Here is a 21343-nt window from a genome sequence, read left to right on the forward strand (position 1 = left end):
TTTAAATCGATGACACGTCATTAGTCAGTACGCCAGCTTCGATTAGCGTGGTCTGCGCCTGTTGCCACGCTTTGGCGATCGCGGTTTCGCCGAACACTAAGCCCTGCAGATATACGAAGTGGACATCCCGAATGCCGATGGTGTTGAGAATAAGGGTGAGGTAGGGAGTGAGAAAATCGGGTTGTGGGTTATCGCCTTGTAACATGCCGCCCGCGCTCACCAGAACGGTGGTGGGGCGATCGTGCAATAACCCTTGTTTTCCCTCTGAGACGATAAATGTGCGGTTAATACGCACCACGTGGTCTATCCAGAGTTTCAGCGCTGCCGGTACGCTGAAGTTGTGCATAGGCAGCGCGATTAATAAGCGGTTGCTCTGCTCCAACTCACGAATCAGTTGCTCGGACTCTGACAGGGCGGTGTTAACACGATCGCCGATGTTGTGGCTGAGTAGCGCCGAGGAGTAATGATGGGTTAGTGGCGACAGCGGAGCGGCAACTAAATCGCGTTCTATCAACCCCACGTTTGAGTTTCTGGCTGTCTCCTCAGCTAGGATCTTTTGAGCCAAGCGATAGCCCAGCGCATGCTTGCCATGCGGGCTAGCGTGAACAAATAAGGTGTTGTGCATAGACCTCTCTTTTTAAAACCCTCTTCTTAAAACGACAGTGACCTTCTCCTGATTGTCTTGAAGGAGTTCAGCCGATCAATCAGGTGACAGGACGATCCTGGCTTGCGGTCAACTTTTGTTCCTGTACTTGCCTATCTGACGCTGGAAGGCCGTCAGAACCTATTCCTAATATCATACCGCGATAAAAGGCTTTTATTCCCTTCCGTCCTGCGAGCAAGGTCAGTGCAAGTAGCCCGCTGAATCCCAGTGCTAAGCCGATTATGGGGCCAATGATGTAACAGAACAGCACAAGAAATGGCATGCCAACCAGGTAGTCGATGGATTTCACAATTATATGTCGCATGAGGTTTCTCTTTTTTTTTGAGCATGCTCAATTTTTAATTGAGCGCGCTCAAAAAGTCAAGCAATTTTGCCCTGGTCGGCCTTCGAGATGAGACCTGGAATACGGTGGGGAAGGTCTTAATTGGTGGGTAAGATAACCGTGAGCTCGGCTCGAAAGTCGTTGATGGCAGCCTCTCGGCAAGGCTGATCGTGGCTAAGATGGCGGACAAGTGTCATGAGGTAGCTGTTTTCGATCAGGCGCATACGAGTGGCGTCATGCAAAGTCGTTGCGCTTAAGATACAAGGCAGCAGTGAATCGTCGACGTTGCGTAAATAATCAAGGTCCCAGAGTGCCTCTTTCAGCAGGCTACGGCTCAAGGCAATATGATCGAAGTAATAGCGATAGAAGTGGGAGGCCAGCTCAACTAATGCTTCATGCTCGCTGCCGCCCGCCCAACTCGCCAGGAAGGTCTTAGCGATGTGGCTGATCTGCTCTTCCATACCCTCCCGCAAGATATCAATCTTGTTGGGATAGTGGCTGAACACAGTGCCGTCGGCAACACTAGCACGACGAGCGATCTCACGAGTGGTAGTAGAGGAAAAGGAGCGTTCAGAGAACAGCGCCCAGGCAGCCTCACGAATACGCTTGCGGGTGACTTCCTTCTTGCTCATCCTCTCACTCTCCGAGATGTCCATTGGCTGACTGATGATACCTGCCCACGGCTTAGGCTCAAAGGCTGGTGCCTAATGCAAAAAAACCGGATTTGTTGGCGAGAGGTATCATCATGTCATCGAAAGTAGGAATATCTCGAATAGTGATCAATCGTTTGTCGTGCATGGACAAATAATAGCGACAGGTCAGACGTCAGCGCGATAATTGACGGGCACCCAATCAAACATCGTGCTGTCTTCGACCACGTACCCGATGCCTGGGAATGCGATATGGCAACCAGCCACCATGTATTTCTCTGCTACCGCATCGGCAAAGGCCGCTTCACGAGTGATGACCGCCTGGTTCGGGTCAACATCAAAGGCAATCGCCACGCCTGGTTCGTCGAATTGAATGACATCGCCGTGCGTGATGTCACCCCAATAGACGAATTTTTCGCCTTTGCTTTCAAACCATAAGGCACTGTGACCAGGGGTATGGCCTGGACGGTGGGTTGAATTAATTACGCCTGGAATGGCTGGCATATCCGTGTCGTAGGTTTTAAGCGTGTCGCTGTCGATATAGGGCTTGGTTGACGAGACCGCCTGATCAAAGAACGGCTTAGCGTCTTCTGGGGCCTTGTCACGATTTTCGGCACTAAGCCAATACTCCGCATCCAGTTTCGGCACATGGACTATCGCGTTGGCAAACACCTTTTCACCGTTTAGAACGAGCCCGCCGACATGATCGGAATGAATGTGGGTAATTACCACATCATCGATCTGGTCGGGGTGATAGCCCGATGCGATGATATTGTTTGTCAGTTTACCCAAGGCTGAGCCCATCAGATCACCGGTCCCTGCATCCAGAAGAATCAGCCGATCACCGAAATTCAGCAAATAGGCATTAACTGACAGGTGGGTTGGCGTGCCTTGAAACGCATTGGCAAGTGCGGTGCGAGCCTGTTCGGGAGTGATATTCAGGTAAAGGTCGGCGATCGGAAATAGGCCCGTACCATCCGAAAGCGCAGTGACTTCGACATCACCCACCATCAAACGGTAATAGCCCGGCGCTTGTGTACCAACTAGCGGTGCACTGGCTGCAGCGTGTAATGGGATGAAAACGCTGCTGGCGGCTGCACCAACGGCCATAGCAGCCAGCGAACCTTTAAGCATATCTCTGCGTGACAGCATAAAAACACCCTCTCTCAATCAATCAACAGGCCAGAATTCAACCGGCGGTTTGTATCGCGATGAGGAAAAGGTATATTCCCATTGGTCAGTAATCAAATCGATGCCAATCATGGATAATATTGATCATTTCAATTTACGCTCCTTCGACCTCAATCTTATGGTCGCGTTTGACGCAATGATGCAAGAGCTGAGTGTCACCAAGTCTGCCGAGAAGCTCCGAATTGGTCAGTCGGCAATGAGCCATAATTTATCAACACTACGGATGTTATTGCAGGACGATCTTTTCGTTCGTGTTGGGCAGAAAATGCAGCCAACGGCCAAAGCTCGAGCGCTGGCTGGACCAGTGCGAGTAGCGTTGACGCAGGCGCAAAATGCGCTTCAGTCATCGGATAGTTTTGAGCCGCAAACGGCAGACCGGATTTTTCGGGTGGGTATTGCCGGTGAAATGGAGATGGTTCTGCTACCTGCCTTGGTGGATCGACTGCAATCAACGGCACCAGGGGTTCGACTGCTGAGTCGCGCGATTACGGTCGAAACAGTAGATATGATGATGGATTCGGGCGAAATTGATCTGGCCATTGGCTGTAAACAGTCTCGTCATCTAGGAGAAGTTCTGTTCGAATCCAATGTGGCATGCTGCTTTAATGCCGATCTGTGTCGATTAGTTCCGCCATTATCGCGTGATGATTACCTTGGCGCACGGCACGCTGTTCTTTCCCAGACGGCAAATGTCGCGGGCTGTGTTGGTGATGCCTTGGAAGCATTGGGAATAGAGCTCAATGTCATTTTAGCGGCGCCTGACTTTATGCCGCTGCTTGCTGCAGCACGCAATGCACCCGTTGTGGCAACAGTGCCTAAAAGGATTGCCGTGCAGTATGCACCGTTATTCGGGCTGGCATTTTGTGAAATGCCTATTCCGCTTAATTTCCCACCGGTAACTATGAATTGGGCAATATGGTCGGATAAGGATGTCGGACTGAGCTGGTTGCGAGACCAAATCAGGTTAGTGATTGACGATATCTCGCGGAGTTAATGGGAGCTTGCTCGCTTTTCAACTGTCAGACGTTTTATAGTGCAAGCGTCAACGTAGAACCAAACGGTATGTTCATGGTCCAGTTTGAGCTGCATAACCGTAATTTAGCCCCTGAACAGGTATCCCACTCACACGACTTTCACCAGTTAATTCTGGCAACGTGCGGCGTGACTGAGCTTGCGATGGAAGGGCAGAGCGAGCGCGTCACGGCCCGCCGCGGCTGCTTGATCCCATCGTCTCGGCATCATGAGTACCAAGGCGATGGCGGTAACCGCACGCTGGTATTGGACATTCCTGTTAAGCACTTAGCAGTGTTAGAAAAAGGCAGTGAAATCGAGCGGCTATTCGACAAACCCCGTTTTTTTACCGTACCTCCAGCGCTTAATCAGCTTACCCATGCCTTAACGAACCAGCTGGAGCAGTGCCCAGCGCTGCAAAATGAAATTGCCGTGCTGCTGCTTCGAGCGCTGTATATGTACCTTCAAGATGAGCCGAAGCAAGTTGCTGATCAGATTGGTGTTCGCTGTATCAGTGAACGGCTTGACCTGGAAAGACTGGATGCATGGCTGGATCAGCACTTGGCGGACGATATCCGGGTTGAGCAATTAGCCGCATTATGTGCACTAAGCCCTGGGCATTTCCATGCCTGCTTTCGTGATCTAACCGGTGTGACGCCCTTAGCATATGTGCAGCGCAGACGGCTTGAACACGCCCGTACGCTGGTTCGGCACAGTGCACTAAGTCTGGGTCATATAGCTATGCTCGTCGGCTTTCGTGATCAAGGAAGCTTTTCTCGCGCCTATCGGCGTTACTTTGAGATCGCCCCCTCCTCAGACCGTTAGCTTGGCAAACAGTGATCATTGCTCGATGAGTTACAACACTTACGGGCAAATTTGCCAGAGTTTCGGGCAAGCACGCCGCTTATCATCATCGTAGTCTCAAAAGGAACCTCATTTTCCTTGGAGAGACACCATGAGCGTTACCTATCAAGACAGCAATGCCCGCATGAGCCAAGTCGCGATTCACAACGGCACCGTTTATCTCGCTGGCCAAGTGCCCAGTGACGCAACGGCTGACATGCGTGGCCAGACCGAGCAAGTGCTCGCGCGTATTGACCAACTGTTAGCCCAGGCAGGCACCTCGAAAGAGCAACTGGTTTCGGCGCAAATTTGGGTCACCAGCATGGCTGAGTTTGACCAGATGAATGCTGCTTGGGACGCCTGGGTAGTGCCTGGCCGCCCACCCGTACGTGCAGCGGTTGAAGCCAAGCTTGCTAAGCCGGAATGGAAAGTAGAAATCATGGTTGTTGCTGCGCTGCCGGAGGCCTGATATGCGGGTTGTGTCTGCGGCGGAAGTGGAACGCTATCTAACCTGGAAAGGTTTGATTAAGCGGCTACATACCACCTTTGTGAACGGCGTTGAATCTCCGCCACGCCATCATCACGCAATGCATCGTCCCGACGGTGAAGCCACCATGCTGTTGATGCCTGCCTGGGAGCCAGCAGGCTATATCGGCGTCAAAATGGTCAACGTCTTTCCTCAGAACGCCCAGCACAATATTCCTGCTATTTCAGGACTGTATTTGCTTAGTGAAGGTAAGCACGGTCAACCACTGGCGTGCATTGATGGCAGTGAACTAACGCGCCGGCGTACAGCGGCTGCTTCTGCCTTGGCGGCACAAGCACTAGCCAACGAGACAGCGGAGACGCTACTGGTGGTGGGGACTGGTAAGTTGGCCCCTATGGTCATTGAAGCCCATGCCAGCATTCGACCAATCAAACGCGTATTGGTATGGGGCAGAAATCCAGAAAAGGCTTCTGCTATCGCCGAGGCCTATGCCGATCGGTTTGACACCCAGGTTGTTAGTGATCTGCAAGACGCGGTTGTACAGGCTGATATTGTCAGCTGCGTCACGCTCTCCACAGAGCCTTTAATTAAAGGTGAGTGGTTAACACCGGGCACGCACGTTGATCTTATCGGCGCTTTCCGTCCCCAAATGCGCGAAACCGATGCTGAGTGCCTGCGTCGAGCTGACGTGTTTGTGGACACCTACGCCGGGGCTAAGGGCGAAGCCGGCGATATTCTTCAGGCAATCGATGAAGGCGCGTTCCGTTTTGAAGATATCAAGGCAGAGCTTGCTGAGGTGCTTGCGGGAACCAAGCCGGGTCGGCGCTCTGCTGAGACCATCACGCTGTTTAAGTCAGTTGGCGCATCGCTTGAAGACTTAGCAGCGGCCATTGAAGTGTGGGAGGCCATTAACCAGTAACCAGTAACTGACAGCCAGTAGCTAACAGCTAGTAACTAACAGAGAGCCGAGTAACTTACAGGGAATCGTCACATTTGCCGTCTACGGCATGGATAATAACGATAATAAAACAATCGCTTACGAGTGGAAACGTCAGTCATAACGCAAACCAGCTAATAACCAAAACGAGGTAAGTTATGAAACCTACACAATCTTTTTTATTCGCTGCTATGGCAGCTTTGCCACTGGCTATTGCCAGTGCCACTGCCCAAGCACAGTCCTATGAAATGGTCATCGCCACCCAGCTTCCAGAGGATATGAAGAATAACGAAATCTATCCTGCCCTGGTGCATTTCAAAAACCTTGTGGAAGCGCGCACCGATGGCGATCTTGAGGTCTCTATTTTTGGTGGCGGTCAGTTAGGTTCAGAAGTCGAAAATGGCTCAGAAGTGCAGGGTGGTCGTACCCTGCAGTCGACCATTATGTCAGCGGGTGCAATGTCGTCGTTTTATGGCGACTACCAAGCGGTAACGGCTCCTTTCTTGTTTACCAGCTGGCGCCAAGCGTGGAGCTTCTTTGACAGCGAATGGTTTGCTGACTTCATGTCTGGCACCGTTGAAGACGCCAATATGCGCTACTTAGGAACGTTCGATGATGGCGGTGGTTTTGTAGCCTTCACTAACAACGTACGTTTGATTGAGACCATGGAAGACCTCGAAGGGCTCAATATCCGTACTGAAGAGAACCCCGCTCACGTCGCTATTATGCGCTCTCTTGGTGCTTCTGCCACGCCGCTACCTTGGGGCGAACTGATTACTGCCCTTGAAACGGGGTTGGCGGATGGCCAGTTTAACGCTCCCGTGCTGAATACCACGTTCAACTTTGATGCGGTAACGGACTACACCACCCTGACAGGGCATGTGTACAACAGCGCCCCTTGGGTCGTCAGTGAATCCTGGTATCAGTCGCTGCCGGAAACGCATCAACAGGCATTAATCAGCTCTGCCCGCGAAGCGATTCAACTGAGCCACGGTATGTCGGGTGCGCTTGCCACTGCCAGCTGGGTAGAGTCCTGCGAACGTTTCGAAGCGTGCTACCTGATGCCCGATGCCGAGCGGGAACGCATGGCAGAGGTTGCCCGACCCGCTTGGAAAGAGTGGATTGTCGATGACTTCGGTATGGATGAAGCCCGCGTGCAGGGGCTGCTTGACGAAGTTGAACGGGTTGGCCAGCAATTGGCAGATGATGATCTGCGCATTTACGGCCAGTAAGGTTTAGCGACGGACAAACGCTGGGGTAGCAAGGTTGCCCCAGCGTGAGGAATCACGATGAGCGTTTTACCCCCGTTACGCCGCCTAAGCGATCACATCAATCAGGCGGCGATTGTGTTATGCATAGGCTGTATTTTATCGATGCTGGGCATTTCTTTTACCGCCTTTCTCTACAAGCTGTTTACCGGCAGCACGCTGAGCTGGACTTATTCGCTGGCCCGGCTTTTTTTGCCATGGATAGGCTTTCTCTCAATGACTATTTCACTGCGCTATGGCGAGCATGTGGCGATGACGCTGCTAGTGCGTAGCCTGCCTAAAATCATGGTGAAAATAGCGGCGGTGATGTGTCTGGCTATCCTCGGCTTATTTGCACTCATGCTTACGTGGTATGGCTGGGGCTACTTCTCCAACGCGACGCAAGTCTACATGGTGTCGGATCAAATCCGTATTCCTAGCAAAGTGACGGCCATTGTTGTTCCTATCAGCGGCCTGATTATGTTGCTGCATCTCGTTCACGGCTTTGCACTGCTTGAGCACTTTACAAGCGAGCATGAGGTGATCGATGACCTTCTTGAGAGCTCTGAAGAGGAGGCTCGACCATGACGCCTACGATTATTGTATTTGTGCTGTTGCTGTTTATAGGAGCCCCCGTGGCGGTCGTCATGGCTATGTCCGGGCTGGCTGGTGGTTTCTCCCTGGGTGGAGAGCGCATGCTCGGCATCATTGCTGACCGCATGTTTTCAGGGGTTTCAGGGTTTCTGTTGATTGCGGTGCCTTATTTTATTTTTACCGCTGAGCTAATGAATCAGGGCGGGCTAACCCACAAACTAATTGCGTTTAATAACTCGTTGTTTGGCCGTGTTCGTGGTGCACTTTCCCACGTCAATATTTCGGTATCGGTGTTTTTTGCCGGGTTAACCGGTGCCGCTGTCACTGACACTGTGGCAATCGGCAAAATCATGATTCCCGAAATGAAAAAGCAGGGCTACGACGCTGAGTACGCGGCCGCCGTTACGGCATGTTCATCGATTATTGGGCCGATTATTCCGCCCAGTGTGGTGATGGTGGTGTACGCCACGCTGTTGCGTGATATTTCGGTGATTGACCTTTTCGCAGGCGGCATCGTTCCTGGGCTGTTGATGGCGTTGGCGCTGCTCGGCGTGAGCTTTTTCCTCGCCTGGAAACGGGGTTATCCCAAACAGGCGCCCACGCCGTTTAAAGTCGCGCTGATGTCGTTTGTGGTTGCGCTGCCCGCCCTGGTGGTGCCGCTGATTATTTTGGGTGGCATTCTGTCGGGCTTAACCACCATCACTGAAGCCTCTGGGTTTGCGGCGGTGTATGCCATCGTGATTGGCGTCGTGTTTTATCGGAATCTCACTTGGCGAAAAATTTGGGATGCGCTGGTCGTGACGGTACGTTTCTCTGGGGTGGTGTTTTTCTTGCTGGCTACCTCGGCGGTACTGGGCTGGTTTGTAACGCGCTCAGGGATTGCCAGAGATGCTGCCGGACTTATTACCACCTTCAGTGACGCTGCATTCCTGCAGTTAATGCTGGTGTGCTTACTACTGTTGGTGATTGGCACGGTAATGGACGTGTTACCGGCACTTGTAGTGGTTGCGCCAGTGCTTGTGCCAGCCATGATTCAGCTGGGTTTTGACCCGCTGCATTTCGCCATATTGATGATTGTGGTGCTTAACGTTTCTAATGTGACGCCCCCAGTAGGGATGACATTAATGACGGCTGCCCGAATAGCCGAAGTGCCTTATGAGCGGGCCATTGTGGCATCACTACCGTTTTATGTAGCGTTCATTGGCGTTATTGTTTTGTTAGCGGCATTTCCAGCGCTTTCAACCTGGATTCCCTCACTACTTTAAAAGGCGGATGTGCAACACATGAAGTGCTTTTACCACCCTGACCAGGATTACCATGCACCGTCGACCTTTCTGCTGCGTGGACAGCCTGCGCCATCACCAGAAGGGCCGGTGCGTGCTGAGCTGCTAAGCAATGGGCTGGCCGCGGCTGGTTTGAGCCTGACGGCACCTAGTGAAACTGACTCGCCGATGTTGCGTAAACGTCTTGAGCAGATTCATACGCCGCGCTATTTGCGCTTTTTGGAAATGATTTATGAGCGTTGGCAAGCACTGCCTAATGCGGCAGCGCTGGTGGCGCCGAACGTTCATCCCTGTGGTGGTGCTAGCCACTACCCGAGCCATCCCGTTGGCCAGGCGGGCTGGCATTTGCACGATATGGCATGTCCAATCAGCGAAACAAGCTTTCAAGGAGCATTAGCTTCGGCTGCGACAGCCGTGGCTGCCACTGAGGAAGTGATGAATGGCGCATCGCTTGCCTATCCTCCTCGCGCTTACGCCTTGTGTCGGCCTCCGGGTCATCATGCAGGGCCGGATAATGCGGGTGGCTTCTGTTTATTGAATAACGCTGCCTTGGCTGCCAGCGTACTGCGTGAGAAATTTGCCAAAGTAGCGATCATTGACGTGGATCTGCACCATGGCAACGGTACTCAGGATATTTTCTACTCCCGCGGGGATGTTTGGACTGGCTCTGTACACGTCGACCCAAGTGTTTTTTATCCCTTCTTCTGGGGTGGCGTGGACGAGATAGGGTGCGAAGAGGGTGAAGGTGCCAATGTCAACTTGCCTTTGCCATTGGGCAGCGATGGTGAGACCTACCTTAACGCGGTGGCCGCGCTGATTGAGCAACTCAAACGTTACCAGCCAGAGGCGGTCGTGGTGTCTTTGGGATTGGATGTCCACAAGGATGATCCGCTTGCCGGGTTAAGCGTGGAAACCGAAGCCTTTGTCGCATTGGGTAAGCAGCTGAGCGATTTGCCGTACCCCACCGTAGTGATTCAGGAAGGTGGCTATCCGACTGAACATCTTAGCGCTAACCTTGCCGCCTTTATGCGTGGTTATCAGAGAAGTTGAGAGAAGCTCAATGAGTAAGACAGGGTTTTACTGGCACGAACGCTGCTTTTGGCACGACCAGGGGGCAATTGGCGTTTTCTCTGCTCCCGGTGAGTTTCTGCAGCCTCAGCCTGCTTCAGAAAGCCCCGAAAGCAAGCGACGACTGAAGAATATCCTTGAAGTCAGCGGCCTGATAGATGAACTGAGAGTGGTCAAACCACCCGTTGTCGCGCAGCAAGACCTGCTGCGCTTTCACACCCCACGTTACCTGCAAATGCTGGCGGACGCCGATGCAAGTGGCGGTGGCAATGGCGGCGACTGCGCCCCCTTTACTCCTGGCAGCTGGGCCGCCGCAAGGCACTCCGCGGGGCTTGCCGTCGCAGCGGTAGAGGACGTGGCGCTTGGGCATGTTGATAACGCTTATGCGCTTTGTCGCCCGCCGGGGCATCACGCCGAGGCGGATCAGGGGCGAGGTTTCTGTTTGCTGGGTAATATCCCGGTAGCGGTGATGCGTGCCCGAGCCCTGGGACAAGTGAAACGGGTAGCGATTCTTGATTGGGACGTGCACCACGGTAATAGCCAGCAGTCGGCGTTTTATGCCGAGCCTGAGGTGTTTACCGTTTCCGTTCACCAAGCCGCGAACTATCCGCTTGATAGCGGTAGTTTTGACGAGCAAGGCGAAGGCGAAGGGCTAGGGGCAAACCTTAACCTACCGCTGCCGCCGGGCTGTGGTTTGGGCGCTTATCGCTATGCGATGGAGTCGCTGGTGTTGCCAGCCCTGGAAGCTTTTAACCCAGACTTAATCGTGGTGGCCTGTGGCTATGATGCCTGTGCCAAAGATCCGCTAGGCAAGATGCTGCTCAACAGTGCCGCGTTTGCCGAAATGACCGCACAGCTAAAAGCACTTGCTGCCCGCTGCTGTCAGGGGAAGCTGGTCTTCGTCCATGAAGGTGGTTACTCGGAAGGCTATGTACCGCTATGCGGACATAGCGTTATTCAAACGCTGGCAGGTAGCACCATTAGTGTCCCCGACCCGCAAAACGATGAAATTGCTGCCTGGGGGTATCAAGCCTTACAACCGCACCAGCAAGCGCTAATCGACGACTGGCGCCAACAGTGGGAGCAAGTTACGCAATGACACCGCTTTATGATCGTGATGGCTGGATTTGGCAGGATGGTGAATGGCTGGCTTGGCGAGAGGCCAAGGTTCATGTGTTTACCCATACGCTGCACTATGGAATGGGCTGCTTTGAAGGTGTGCGCGCCTATGAAGGAGAGCAGGGAGCAGCACTGTTTCGGGTTGCTGAGCATACCCGCCGCTTAGCAGAGAGCGCCCACTCCTTAGATATTCCGATCGCTTTTAGCGAAGAAACGCTGATCGAGGCTCAGCAGGCGTGCTTGCGCAAAAATCAGCTGACTAACGCTTATCTGAAGCCAACGGTGTTTCTTGGCGGGGAAGGCCTTGGCCTACGGGCCAAAGGGTTAAGCACCCATGTGATGATTGCTGCTTGGGACCTTGGGCCGTATCTGTCGCCGCAGGCAACTCGCTGCGGGTTACGTGCGCTGACGTCTTCTTGGGCGCGCCACCACGTCAATATCAGTCTGTGCCGCGCCAAGACCAGCGGTCATTATGTGAATTCAATGCTGGCGCTGAATACCGCCGTGAAAGCAGGGTTTGATGAAACCATCATGCTCGATCCGGAAGGCTATGTAGCCGAAGCGTCCGCCGCTAATGTTTTCTTATTGCGCGATGGTGTGCTGCATACGCCTGAAGTGACCTCCTGCTTGCAGGGTATCACCCGCGATAGTGTGATTCAGTTGGCCCGCGAGGCGCTAGGCATTGAAGTGCGCGAGCGTCGCATCACTCGCGATGAGCTATATACCGCCGATGAAGCGTTTTTAACCGGTACTGCTGCGGAAATTCTTCCTCTGCGTGAACTGGATGGCCGCCGCATCGGGGTAAGGGCGGGCGCGCCAGCTGTCGACGCGCCGATTGCTGACGACAGCGTGACCGCGCGTTTGCAGCGCCTGTATCGCCAAGCCGTGCGTGGCGAGCTGGCCGCGTTCAAGCACTGGTTAACGCCCGCTTAGATTCATTGCCCGCTATTAGCGAGCGCTTTGCATTTAATTAGCGGGGGCAGTTTGCCACGAGGGCGCTGTAAACCCATCCATGGGCGCTACTTTCGCCATCTGACCGCCATGGATGGAGGAAATGCCGGAAATGTCAGGAACATTTTCCGGCCATGGAGAAAGACCCTCGTTTCAATCTGCCCCCGCACACCAACACCACTGGCAGATTTTCTAACTGAGTCAGGCATTCTCTTTAATGGCCTGCTCAAGAATCGCCAACTGCCCTGGCTCCAAAGCATCCGCGACGGCGGTAATGCGTAAGACATGACCAAGTGCCGGGTGAGTGGGGCGGGCGATTAATCTGCCTGCTTCCAGTAGCTCGCGGTTTACCCGCTCGGCCAGTTCGGCAGTTGGTAAGCGAATGCCGATAAAGTTGGTCGCGCTCGGCAGTACGTCGGCACCCAGTGCTTGGAAATGGGCCGTTAGCTGTTCTCGCCGTGCTTTTACTTCCGCAATATGGTGCTGGACTTCGGCTGGGTGATCGAGCACGACTTCTGCAGCGGCCTGGGTAAAGGTGGATACCGCGTAGTGAATGCGCACCTTCATCATTAAAGCGAGCACGTCAGGGTCAGCAATCGCATAGCCAATGCGTAAGCCCGCTAAGCCGTGGGCTTTTGACAGCGTGCGTAGGCGAATGACACCCGGCAGTGCCTGGGCGGCGAAGTCACTGTTGGCATCATCACGAAAATCGCCATACGCCTCATCCAGCAGCAGCCAGCAGGTGTCCGGCAGCGCGTCGCGCAGCTTGAGAATGGCACTGTCGCTATGCAGGTGGCCACTAGGGTTATCGGGGTTAGCTAAATAAACTAACTGAGCGTTTTCCTGGTGTGCTGCCGCCGCTAGCGCTTCTAAGTCAGGAGCAAGTAGCCCTGGGGCTTCAACATAACTAGGCTCTACTAAGTGGCAACCCTGGCCTTTGGCAAAGTAACCAAAGGTTGGGTAAGTACCTGCCGTGCTAACCACGGTGTCGCCCGGTGTGCAGGTGGTGCGTAGCGCTAACGCGATTAGGCTATCGGCACCGGCATCTACCAGCAGATGATCGAGCGGTATGCCCTGCTGGGCGCTAAGTCGCTGGCGAACGCCGAGAGCTTCCGCATCGCCGTAACAATACACATGCTCGGCGACAGCATCGCCAAAATGTTCACGTAGCGCACGATGGGGCATATCTAAGCCTTCATTAGATCCCAAGCGATGAGGGATCTCGCGACCAATGCGGCGCTCCAGAACTTTAATCCCAGGAAACGGATTAAGGGGACCTTCACCCGTAAGATGATGGGGGTAGGAGGGCATATCGATATCCTAATAGTGAAAATTTTTAGCTCAAAATTTTACCGCGATTAAGCAACTGATGTGGGTCAAACGCCCGCTTCAGTGTGTGCATTAATTCGATTTCCGCCTGAGAGCGGCAGGTGCTAAGCCAGGGGCGCTTTTCTAACCCAATGCCATGCTCTGCTGAAACAGAGCCTCCCAGTGCTTTAAGTGGCTCGTAAACCAGTGTTTCTACCGCGTGGCGCTCTTCTGGCGCATCGCTGCCAACGCTAACAGAAATATGCAGGTTGCCGTCGCCAAGATGGCCAAACACCACTAGGCGTCCATCTGGCCAGCGTTGTACCAGCTGCTGCTCTAATGCATCGGTATAGCGCTGCATATCGGCAATGGGGAGGCTGACATCAAAAGTCAGGACGGGGGCCAGCCCCTTGACTAGCCCTTCAATATCTTCTCGTATCGCCCAGAGGCCATCGCGTTGCGTGCTTGATTGGGCAATCACCGCATCGACAATTAAGTCGTGTTCAAATGCCTGTTCAAGCGCTTCGCGAAACTGTTCTGCATGGTGAGTTTCAGCGTTGCCGAGCGCCTCGATAATCACATAAAAGGGGTGCTCTGGTGGAATCGGAGGTGTGTGCCTCGCCAGCGTTTCAGTGAGCAGGCGATAGTGGTTTTGCCACATTACCTCAAACGCCCCCAGGCCACCTCCAAGCGCTTTGCCCATATGGCTTAATAGCCCGGTTAACGCGTCAAATGAGTGGCAAGCCACCAGTGCCGTTTGCTCGCTAGGCGTAGGCGGCTGAAGCCGCAACACGGCGCGGGTAACAATCCCCAGGGTGCCTTCACTGCCAATAAATAACTGCTTTAAATCAAACCCTGCATTATTTTTTAGCATGCGATTCATGGAACTGACGACACGCCCGTCGGCCATTACTGCTTCAAGCCCCAGTACTTGCTGGCGCATCATGCCGTAGCGAATCACCCTGACACCGCCAGCATTGGTGGCGATATTGCCGCCAATCGTACAGCTTCCACGTGCGCCTAAATCCAGCGGGAACTGCAAACCAACCTCGTTAGCGGCTTCTTGTACCCGCTGAAGGGGGGCTCCAGCTTGTACCGTGATCGTGCCGCCGACCTGATCAATCTCTTCGATAGCGGTCATGCGCTCCAGGGAAATGACCAACTCTTCTGGGCTCGCCTCTGCGCCATGGACTAAACCGGTTAAGCCGCCGTGGGTCACGACGGGCTGTTTAAGCGCATGGCATGCCTGCATGACAGCCGCTAACTGTTCGGTGTCTGCCGGACGCACGATGGCACCTGCTTGGCAGGGCGCGCCGGTCATCCAGTCAACACGGCGACTAGTGACATCATTGCCCGTGAGCACATGGGCAGAACCAACAAGCGCGCGCAGCGCCTCCAGGGTTATCTGCATGGGTGTTCCTTGATAAAGAGGTTAACAATTCAGCGATTAGGCGGTAGCAGCCACTGGCGCTTGGCGACCAGGAATTGCGTCAAGCAGTGACTGGGTATAGGCCTCTTTCGGCTGAAGGAATATTTGCTCTGCGCTGCCTTGCTCAACAATGCGGCCATGCTGCATCACCACGATGCGATCGCAAATTTGCGCGGCGACGCGTAAATCGTGGGTAATAAACAGCAGTGAAAGCGCCAGCCGTTGCTTCAGTTCTTCAAGCAGTTCAAGCACCTGGGCTTGAATAGACACATCCAGTGCCGAGACCGCTTCATCTGCCACAATAAGCTCTGGGTTTAGTGCTAATGCACGGGCAATGCCAATGCGCTGACGCTGTCCGCCGGAAAACTCATGTGGGTAGCGCTCTACGGCGCTTGCACCAAGGCCCACTAGCTCAAGTAGCTCACCTGCCTGCTTGAGCGCCACATCCTTAGATGTACCATTAGCCATCGGCCCTTGTGCAATTGCCATGCCGACCCGAGTGCGTGGATTAAGTGAGGCGTAGGGGTCCTGAAAAATCATCTGCACGCGGTGGCGTTCACGACGCAGCGCGTCGCCTTTTAGCTGTGAAAGATTAACGCCATCCAGTAACAGTTCACCGCTGTCCGGATGTTCAAGGCGCACCACACAGCGGCCAAGAGTGGATTTTCCCGATCCCGATTCACCCACAATCCCCATGGTTTCGCCGCGTGCCAGAGTTAGTGAGATATCATCCAGTGCCCGGACTTCTCGGGCAGGCTTAAGCCAGCCTCCACGCGATCGAAAGACTTTATTAAGCTGTTTGATCTCTAACAGCGGAGCCACCTGGCTATTCTCCCGGTGGGGCGGCACTGCATTGCTGGGAATGGCGGCAATCAGTGCTTTTGTATAAGCGTTCTGCGGATTTTCCAGCACCTCTTTGGCTGCGCCGATTTCGACAATTTGACCATGGCGCATGACACAGACGCGGTTGGCGATTTCAGCCACGACGCCGAAGTCATGAGTGATAAACATCACCGCCATACCACGACGGCGCTGTAAATCACGAATAAGCTCAAGAATCTGTGCCTGGGTAGTCACATCCAGCGCGGTGGTGGGCTCGTCGGCGATCAACAGCACTGGCTCAAGGGCTAATGCCATGGCGATCATGACGCGCTGTCGCTGGCCACCGGATAGCTCAAAAGGGTAGGCACTGATGGCTTTTTCCGGCTGTGGGATACCCACTTCAATCAACAGCTCTAAGGCGCGTTCCTGACGCTGCTTCGGGGTCAGTTGGCCGTGCGCCTCAAACACCTCGGCAATTTGGGCGCCCACCCGCATTAACGGATTAAGTGCGGTCATGGGTTCCTGAAAAATCATGCCGATTTTAAGGCCGCGCAGGGCACGATGCTGTTTCTCGGTTAGGGTGATGACGTCCTGGCCGAGAAAGTTGACCTCACCTTGAACGGGGCGCACGCCTTTAGGGAGCAAGCCCATCACGGTGTTGGCGGCCATTGATTTCCCCGAGCCGGATTCCCCAACTACGCACATGATTTCGCCGCGATTAACGTCGTAGCTAACGTTTTCCACCGCCAAGGCACGGTCGGCCCCTTTGGGGAGCGCCACGCTTAAGTCACGAATGCTAAGCACTGTTTCAGCTGATGGGTGCTGTTTTTTAGAATCGATAGTGACCGTCATGAAGGGCTCCTAGCGCTCGCGGGAAAGTTTGGGGTTAAGCGCATCGTCTAGCCCTTCACCGACTAAGTTCAACGCCAGAACGGTGAGTAGAATCGCCACACCAGGGAAGAAACTCAGCCACCACGCTTGGCGAATAACCGTACGTGCCGCGCCAATCATGTAGCCCCAGGACATCACATTGGGGTCACCCAAGCCTAAAAACGACAGCGCCGATTCCAGCAAAATAGCGGTGGCGACCATTAATGAGGCCAGCACAATAATCGGTGACAGCGTGTTAGGCAGAATCTGACGCAGGATAATGGTGCTGTTGGTTTGGCCGACTAAGCGAGCCGCTTCAACGTATTCACGATGCCGTAACGACATAAACTCTGCCCTTACCAAACGGGCGACAGGGGGCCAACTGACCAGCGCAATCGCCAGCACAATGGAGGTGATGCTGGGCTGCATAATCGCCACCAGCACAATTGCCAGGGCAAAGTTGGGGATGGTTTGAAAGAACTCGGTAAAGCGCATGAGTACGTCGTCAATCAGGCCTCCGTAGTATCCCGCTATCGCCCCCAGTGGCACGCCAATCAACAGGGCAACGCTAGTGGATACCAAACCAATCAGCAGCGACACCCAGGCGCCATGCATTAAGCCTGCGGCGACGTTGCGACCCATGGTATCGGTGCCGAGCAGAAAGCCATCCTGGGAAAGCGGCGGCAAAAAGGGCCGCTGAACCATGCGCCAGGGAGACTCGGGAAATAGCAGCGGCGCCAGAATCGCCATGACGATAATGAGCAGCAGAATAATCAGCCCTACCAGGGCGCCACGGTTTTGCGCAAAGCGTGCGAAAAAGCTCATGAGGCCCCCTTGATGCGCGGATCAGCCAAGCGGTAAACCAAGTCGGTAATAATATTGAAGACAATCACTAATGCCGCCGAGAAGAAGAAAATCCCCAGCAGCAGGTTGTAGTCACGCTGCTGTAGCGCTTCAAACATCAGCCGCCCAATACCCGGCCAGGCAAACACGGTTTCCGTCAAAATAGCGCCACCAACCATCTGCCCAGCCTGCAAGCCTGCTAGGGTGATGATTGGTAGTAAGGCATTGCGAAGAATGTGGCGGCGCTGAATAACGCTAGGTTTTAGCCCTTTCGCGCGGGCGGTTTTAACGAAGTCCTGCTGGGCTGCATCGAGCATCGAGGTGCGCGTCATGCGGGTATAAATCGCCATAAAAAATAGCGCCAGCGTGGTAGCAGGCAGTATTAAATGGGTGGCGACATCCAGCACAAGCGCAAAGCCTGTGAGGTCTGCGCCAACGGTGTAAAGACCGTAAGCAGGCAGCCAGCCGAGGTAGACGGAAAACACCACTACCGACATCAGCGCTACCCAAAACAGTGGTGTGGCATAAAACACCAAGGCCAGCGCCATTATCAGGGAGCCCGAGGGCTTTTTAACCCGCGCCGCCGCCATGGAGCCTGCCACAATGCCGAGTGCCAGCGAGAGCACAAACGCCGTGCCGGTTAGTAGCAGCGTGGCGGGCAAACGATCCATAATCAGATCAAAGACGGGCACACCAAGCCGATAGGAGTAGCCAAAGTCGAGCATGGCAATGCCTGATACGTAGCGCCATAGTTGCACATACATTGGCTGATCAAGACCAAACCGTTCGCGCAACTGATTGAGGAACTCCTGGTCAGCCGCGCCCGCCTCGCCGGCTAAAATCGCCGCAGGGTCACCAGGGGCCATCTGAATCAGCAGGAAGTTAAAAATAACGATTAAAAACAGCACAATCACGGCTTTAAACAGCCGCATCAGAATGAGACGCGCGTAAACCATAAGTTGTTTCCTGGCTAATACCTTCAAGACATAGCTAAAAAACCCAGGTAGCTCTCGCTACCTGGGTGGCTTGGATTTAGCGATCTAGCCAAGCATCTTTAAAGCCGTCGTTGACACCCACGCCGGAGGTGACGAGGTTCTGCACATCACAGCGGTACAGGGTTGGGAAGCCCAGTTCCATCAGCCAGCCAACGGGCACGTCTTCGTGCAGGATTTCCTGAACTTCACTGTAAAGCGCTTCGCGCTCTTCGTCGGGGAAGGCCGTGGCCGCGGCGTTAAACAGCTCGTCGACACGCTCGTTTTCGTAGCCTTCCACGTTATTCCAGGGCGAGCCTTTGGCAATATTGTCGGAAAGGTAGGTGCGTGAAATACCCAGTGCTGGGTCGCCGTACTGATATAGGTAGGTAAAGGCGAGATCGTAATCCCAGTCGCCGAGGCGCTGGTTCCAGCCGCCCACGTCGGTGGCTTGGGTGCTTACATTAATGCCCACTTCACGCAGGTTCTGTTGTACGGCCTCAGCCCAGCGGGTCCACGTTTCACCGTAAGGAAGCGGCAGAATAGTTATCTCTTCGCCGTCGTAACCCATTTCGGCCAACAGTTCACGGGCACGCTCTGGATTGTGATCGTAGGGCTCTAAATCGTCATGTTGGAAGCGCGCGTTGGAACCAAAAGCCGAGAGCGGCACTTTGCCTAACCCATTCCACAGCACGTCTTTGGCAAACTCACGATCCATGGCATACATCACCGCTTGGCGGAAGCGTTTGTCGGCGGTGGGGCCTTCTCGGTTGTTCATCCATAGCATTGCGAAGGGGCTGAAATATTCATGGCCTTCTTCCGTCATACAGACGTTATCCATCGCGGATAAACGCGGGATATCAAAGTTCTCAACGGTACCGCTGGGTAGTACATCAATAGTGCCGTTCTCGAAGGCAACGGCACGGGAGCCGCCATCGGGAATGATGTGCCAGTTGACGCCATCCAGATAGGGAAGCCCATCTTCGTAGTAGTCATCGTTTTTAACCAGCTCGATCACGGTGCCGCGTTCCCAATTAGCAAACTTGAAAGGGCCTGTGCCAATCGGATGATCGTTGTGTTCGTTGTTGCGGAAGTCGGTGCCCGCATACAGGTGTTCAGGCACCATGGTGAAGGTGCCTGCCTCAAAGGAGATCAGGAATGGGCCGAAGGGGTCGGTTAAGGTAAATACCACCGTGTGGTCATCCGTTGCTTCGATGCTTTCCACATGTTGTAAAACGGCCCGCGCACTGGGGTTCAGTTCGCGGTGGAAAACATCGGCAGAAAATACAACGTCGTCAGCGGTGAAGGGTTCGCCGTCGTGCCAGGTAACATCTTCCCTAAGGTGGAAAGTATAGGTGCGGCCATCGTCGCTGATGTCCCATGATTCAGCCAACTGTGGCATGGGTTCCAGATCCGTGGTGTAGCGCAGCAGCCCTTCATAGATATTGCCTGCCACGGTGCGCGTAGGCGCGTTTTGCACCATTCCCAGCACTAAGCCTGGCGGTTCTGGTTGAATAATAGTGTTAACCGTCCCCCCTTGTTTCGGGTCGTCTGCTAGGGCGGCCGACGAAAAAGCGAGTGCTGCAGCGGAAATTGCCAAAGCCAAAGGTGTTCTCATTTTGTTTCTGCTCCTCGGTTACTAGGCTAAAGCCTGTCACGTAATGGATTTACGTTATTGTTAGGCGAGCGAGGCGTGATACAAAACAGCCCAGTTGTTGTTATGGATTTTGGTTATAGATCGTTATATGAGGCCTTTTTGAACATAGCATTGGTTTGTATAACTGTCGACAGTCGTCAATCGGCCGTCGACAGAATGTATTTTTGCGTCATACTAAAAGTACGTAATATCTAATAAGAGTAAACTCTATGGCCTCTTCACCAGTGGCTCCCGGCGGCTTTATTCAACAGCAAAACCTTGTTGAACAAGTGGCAGACTATTTGACGCAAGCGATTATCCAGCAACACTTTTTACCCGGTGAGCGGCTTTCAGAAGTGCAGCTTTCCCGGGATTTAGGCGTCAGCCGCGCGCCAGTTCGCGAGGCCGCCCGCTTATTGGAAAGTCGTGGGCTTTTAATCTCAAAGCCAAGACGCGGCTTTTTTGTTAGGGCGTTGAATGCCGTTGAATTAGAGGATGTTTTTGATCTGAGGCTATGCCTGGAACGCCATGCTATCCAACGCTTATCTGAGCGCTATAGCAGCGATGCAGAGCGCGCGCTAAAACAGCAGGTAGAGATCTTGTGCGCCGCGGCAGCCAGCAATGATGGAACACGCCGCATTGAGGAGGATCTGCAGTTTCATCGCTTAATGATTCATCTTGCGGGCAATGAGCGGCTGCTGCGGGCATTTGATGGCTTAACCCACGAACTTCGCCTGTGTATTACGCTGATTACCAAAACCCACGAAGCCCCCGATACCATTGCCACCAGTCATTTTAAGCTGCTAGATGCATTGGGAAGCGGCAGTTCCGAGGCTTGCCGTGAGGCCATTGATTACCACATAGGCGTTGCTAGGGATTTTGTAGTGAGCGGCGTGGGAGAGTAGCTGAAATAGTAACTGAGATAGTAACTGCGATAGTGACTAAGACAGTGACTAAGACAGTGACTAAGACAGTGACTAAGACAGTGACTAAAAGGGCGAATGAAAGAGAGCTAGGACGAAATGCAGATGGGCCAGCAGCCGATCTAAATGTGCATTGCCAATAGATAAATCAATAGTTCACACCTGAACAGATGT

The 21343-nt window shown here is 53.7% G+C and carries 21 protein-coding genes; 11 read left to right on the forward strand and 10 right to left on the reverse strand.

The window, feature by feature from the left end; all coding sequences use genetic code 11:
• Position 1: 1 nt before the first annotated feature.
• The 4 genes from IR195_RS03395 to IR195_RS03410 form a co-directional block, all read right to left on the reverse strand.
• Positions 2-625, reverse strand: coding sequence for an FMN-dependent NADH-azoreductase (locus IR195_RS03395; protein ID WP_125745665.1), 624 nt, complete (start codon positions 623-625; stop codon positions 2-4).
• Positions 626-704: 79 nt separating this feature from the next.
• The gene (locus tag IR195_RS03400; protein ID WP_193068541.1) at positions 705-968 is read right to left on the reverse strand and encodes a hypothetical protein; all 264 of its coding nucleotides are present in this window, start codon (positions 966-968) and stop codon (positions 705-707) included.
• Positions 969-1084: 116 nt separating this feature from the next.
• Complete coding sequence (locus IR195_RS03405) at positions 1085-1618, reverse strand: TetR/AcrR family transcriptional regulator (RefSeq protein WP_193068542.1); 534 nt, start codon at positions 1616-1618, stop codon at positions 1085-1087.
• A 186-nt stretch (positions 1619-1804) separates the two neighbouring features.
• Positions 1805-2788: an MBL fold metallo-hydrolase gene (locus IR195_RS03410; RefSeq protein ID WP_206049741.1), complete on the reverse strand. Its 984-nt coding sequence runs from the start codon at positions 2786-2788 to the stop codon at positions 1805-1807.
• 109 nt (positions 2789-2897) lie between these two features.
• On the opposite strand from IR195_RS03410, the gene IR195_RS03415 reads away from it, so the two are divergent.
• The 10 genes from IR195_RS03415 (at position 2898) to IR195_RS03460 (ending at position 12349) form a co-directional block, all read left to right on the forward strand.
• The gene (locus tag IR195_RS03415) at positions 2898-3821 is read left to right on the forward strand and encodes a LysR family transcriptional regulator (RefSeq protein WP_164517058.1); all 924 of its coding nucleotides are present in this window, start codon (positions 2898-2900) and stop codon (positions 3819-3821) included.
• Between the two features lie 74 nt (positions 3822-3895).
• A complete protein-coding gene (locus tag IR195_RS03420) occupies positions 3896-4663 on the forward strand; it encodes a helix-turn-helix transcriptional regulator (protein ID WP_089040905.1) in 768 nt (255 codons plus the stop codon).
• A 130-nt stretch (positions 4664-4793) separates the two neighbouring features.
• Positions 4794-5150: a RidA family protein gene (locus IR195_RS03425; RefSeq protein ID WP_089039125.1), complete on the forward strand. Its 357-nt coding sequence runs from the start codon at positions 4794-4796 to the stop codon at positions 5148-5150.
• Between the two features lies 1 nt (position 5151).
• Positions 5152-6087, forward strand: coding sequence for a bifunctional Delta(1)-pyrroline-2-carboxylate/Delta(1)-piperideine-2-carboxylate reductase (gene lhpI / locus IR195_RS03430; RefSeq protein WP_125745675.1), 936 nt, complete (start codon positions 5152-5154; stop codon positions 6085-6087).
• A gap of 176 nt (positions 6088-6263) precedes the next feature.
• Positions 6264-7337 carry a TRAP transporter substrate-binding protein DctP gene (gene dctP / locus IR195_RS03435; protein WP_038481511.1) on the forward strand — a complete coding sequence of 358 codons (1074 nt, stop codon included), beginning with the start codon at positions 6264-6266 and terminating at the stop codon, positions 7335-7337.
• A 57-nt stretch (positions 7338-7394) separates the two neighbouring features.
• The gene (locus tag IR195_RS03440; protein ID WP_125745677.1) at positions 7395-7940 is read left to right on the forward strand and encodes a TRAP transporter small permease; all 546 of its coding nucleotides are present in this window, start codon (positions 7395-7397) and stop codon (positions 7938-7940) included.
• The gene (locus tag IR195_RS03445; protein WP_171880167.1) at positions 7937-9211 is read left to right on the forward strand and encodes a TRAP transporter large permease; all 1275 of its coding nucleotides are present in this window, start codon (positions 7937-7939) and stop codon (positions 9209-9211) included. Before IR195_RS03440 ends, IR195_RS03445 begins: the two co-directional genes overlap by 4 nt.
• 18 nt (positions 9212-9229) lie before the next feature.
• The gene (locus IR195_RS03450) at positions 9230-10279 is read left to right on the forward strand and encodes a histone deacetylase family protein (RefSeq protein WP_206048746.1); all 1050 of its coding nucleotides are present in this window, start codon (positions 9230-9232) and stop codon (positions 10277-10279) included.
• A 10-nt stretch (positions 10280-10289) separates the two neighbouring features.
• Positions 10290-11396, forward strand: a complete 1107-nt coding sequence (locus tag IR195_RS03455) for a class II histone deacetylase (RefSeq protein WP_206048747.1) — start codon at positions 10290-10292, stop codon at positions 11394-11396.
• Positions 11393-12349 (forward strand): branched-chain amino acid transaminase, encoded by a 957-nt coding sequence (locus IR195_RS03460; RefSeq protein ID WP_125745683.1) that lies wholly within the window; start codon positions 11393-11395, stop codon positions 12347-12349. Before IR195_RS03455 ends, IR195_RS03460 begins: the two co-directional genes overlap by 4 nt.
• A gap of 219 nt (positions 12350-12568) precedes the next feature.
• Here the strand turns inward: IR195_RS03460 and IR195_RS03465 are convergent, their stop codons facing one another.
• The 6 genes from IR195_RS03465 to IR195_RS03490 form a co-directional block, all read right to left on the reverse strand.
• Positions 12569-13678 (reverse strand): pyridoxal phosphate-dependent aminotransferase, encoded by a 1110-nt coding sequence (locus IR195_RS03465; RefSeq protein WP_206048748.1) that lies wholly within the window; start codon positions 13676-13678, stop codon positions 12569-12571.
• A gap of 25 nt (positions 13679-13703) precedes the next feature.
• Positions 13704-15086, reverse strand: coding sequence for an FAD-binding oxidoreductase (locus IR195_RS03470; protein ID WP_206048749.1), 1383 nt, complete (start codon positions 15084-15086; stop codon positions 13704-13706).
• A gap of 36 nt (positions 15087-15122) precedes the next feature.
• Complete coding sequence (locus IR195_RS03475) at positions 15123-16778, reverse strand: ABC transporter ATP-binding protein (protein WP_206048750.1); 1656 nt, start codon at positions 16776-16778, stop codon at positions 15123-15125.
• 9 nt (positions 16779-16787) lie between these two features.
• Positions 16788-17621 (reverse strand): ABC transporter permease, encoded by an 834-nt coding sequence (locus IR195_RS03480; protein WP_089039116.1) that lies wholly within the window; start codon positions 17619-17621, stop codon positions 16788-16790.
• On the reverse strand, positions 17618-18595 hold the full coding sequence (locus tag IR195_RS03485; protein WP_125745691.1) for an ABC transporter permease: 978 nt from the start codon (positions 18593-18595) through the stop codon (positions 17618-17620). Before IR195_RS03485 ends, IR195_RS03480 begins: the two co-directional genes overlap by 4 nt.
• Before the next feature lie 76 nt (positions 18596-18671).
• Positions 18672-20228: an ABC transporter substrate-binding protein gene (locus IR195_RS03490; RefSeq protein WP_125745693.1), complete on the reverse strand. Its 1557-nt coding sequence runs from the start codon at positions 20226-20228 to the stop codon at positions 18672-18674.
• Between the two features lie 248 nt (positions 20229-20476).
• Here IR195_RS03490 and IR195_RS03495 point away from each other — a divergent pair, with 248 nt between their 5' ends.
• A complete protein-coding gene (locus IR195_RS03495; protein ID WP_125745694.1) occupies positions 20477-21151 on the forward strand; it encodes a GntR family transcriptional regulator in 675 nt (224 codons plus the stop codon).
• The last annotated feature ends 192 nt before the right edge of the window (positions 21152-21343 follow it).

The sequence above is a fragment of the Vreelandella venusta genome (assembly GCF_015689495.1).
In the GTDB taxonomy this organism is placed as follows: domain Bacteria; phylum Pseudomonadota; class Gammaproteobacteria; order Pseudomonadales; family Halomonadaceae; genus Vreelandella; species Vreelandella venusta.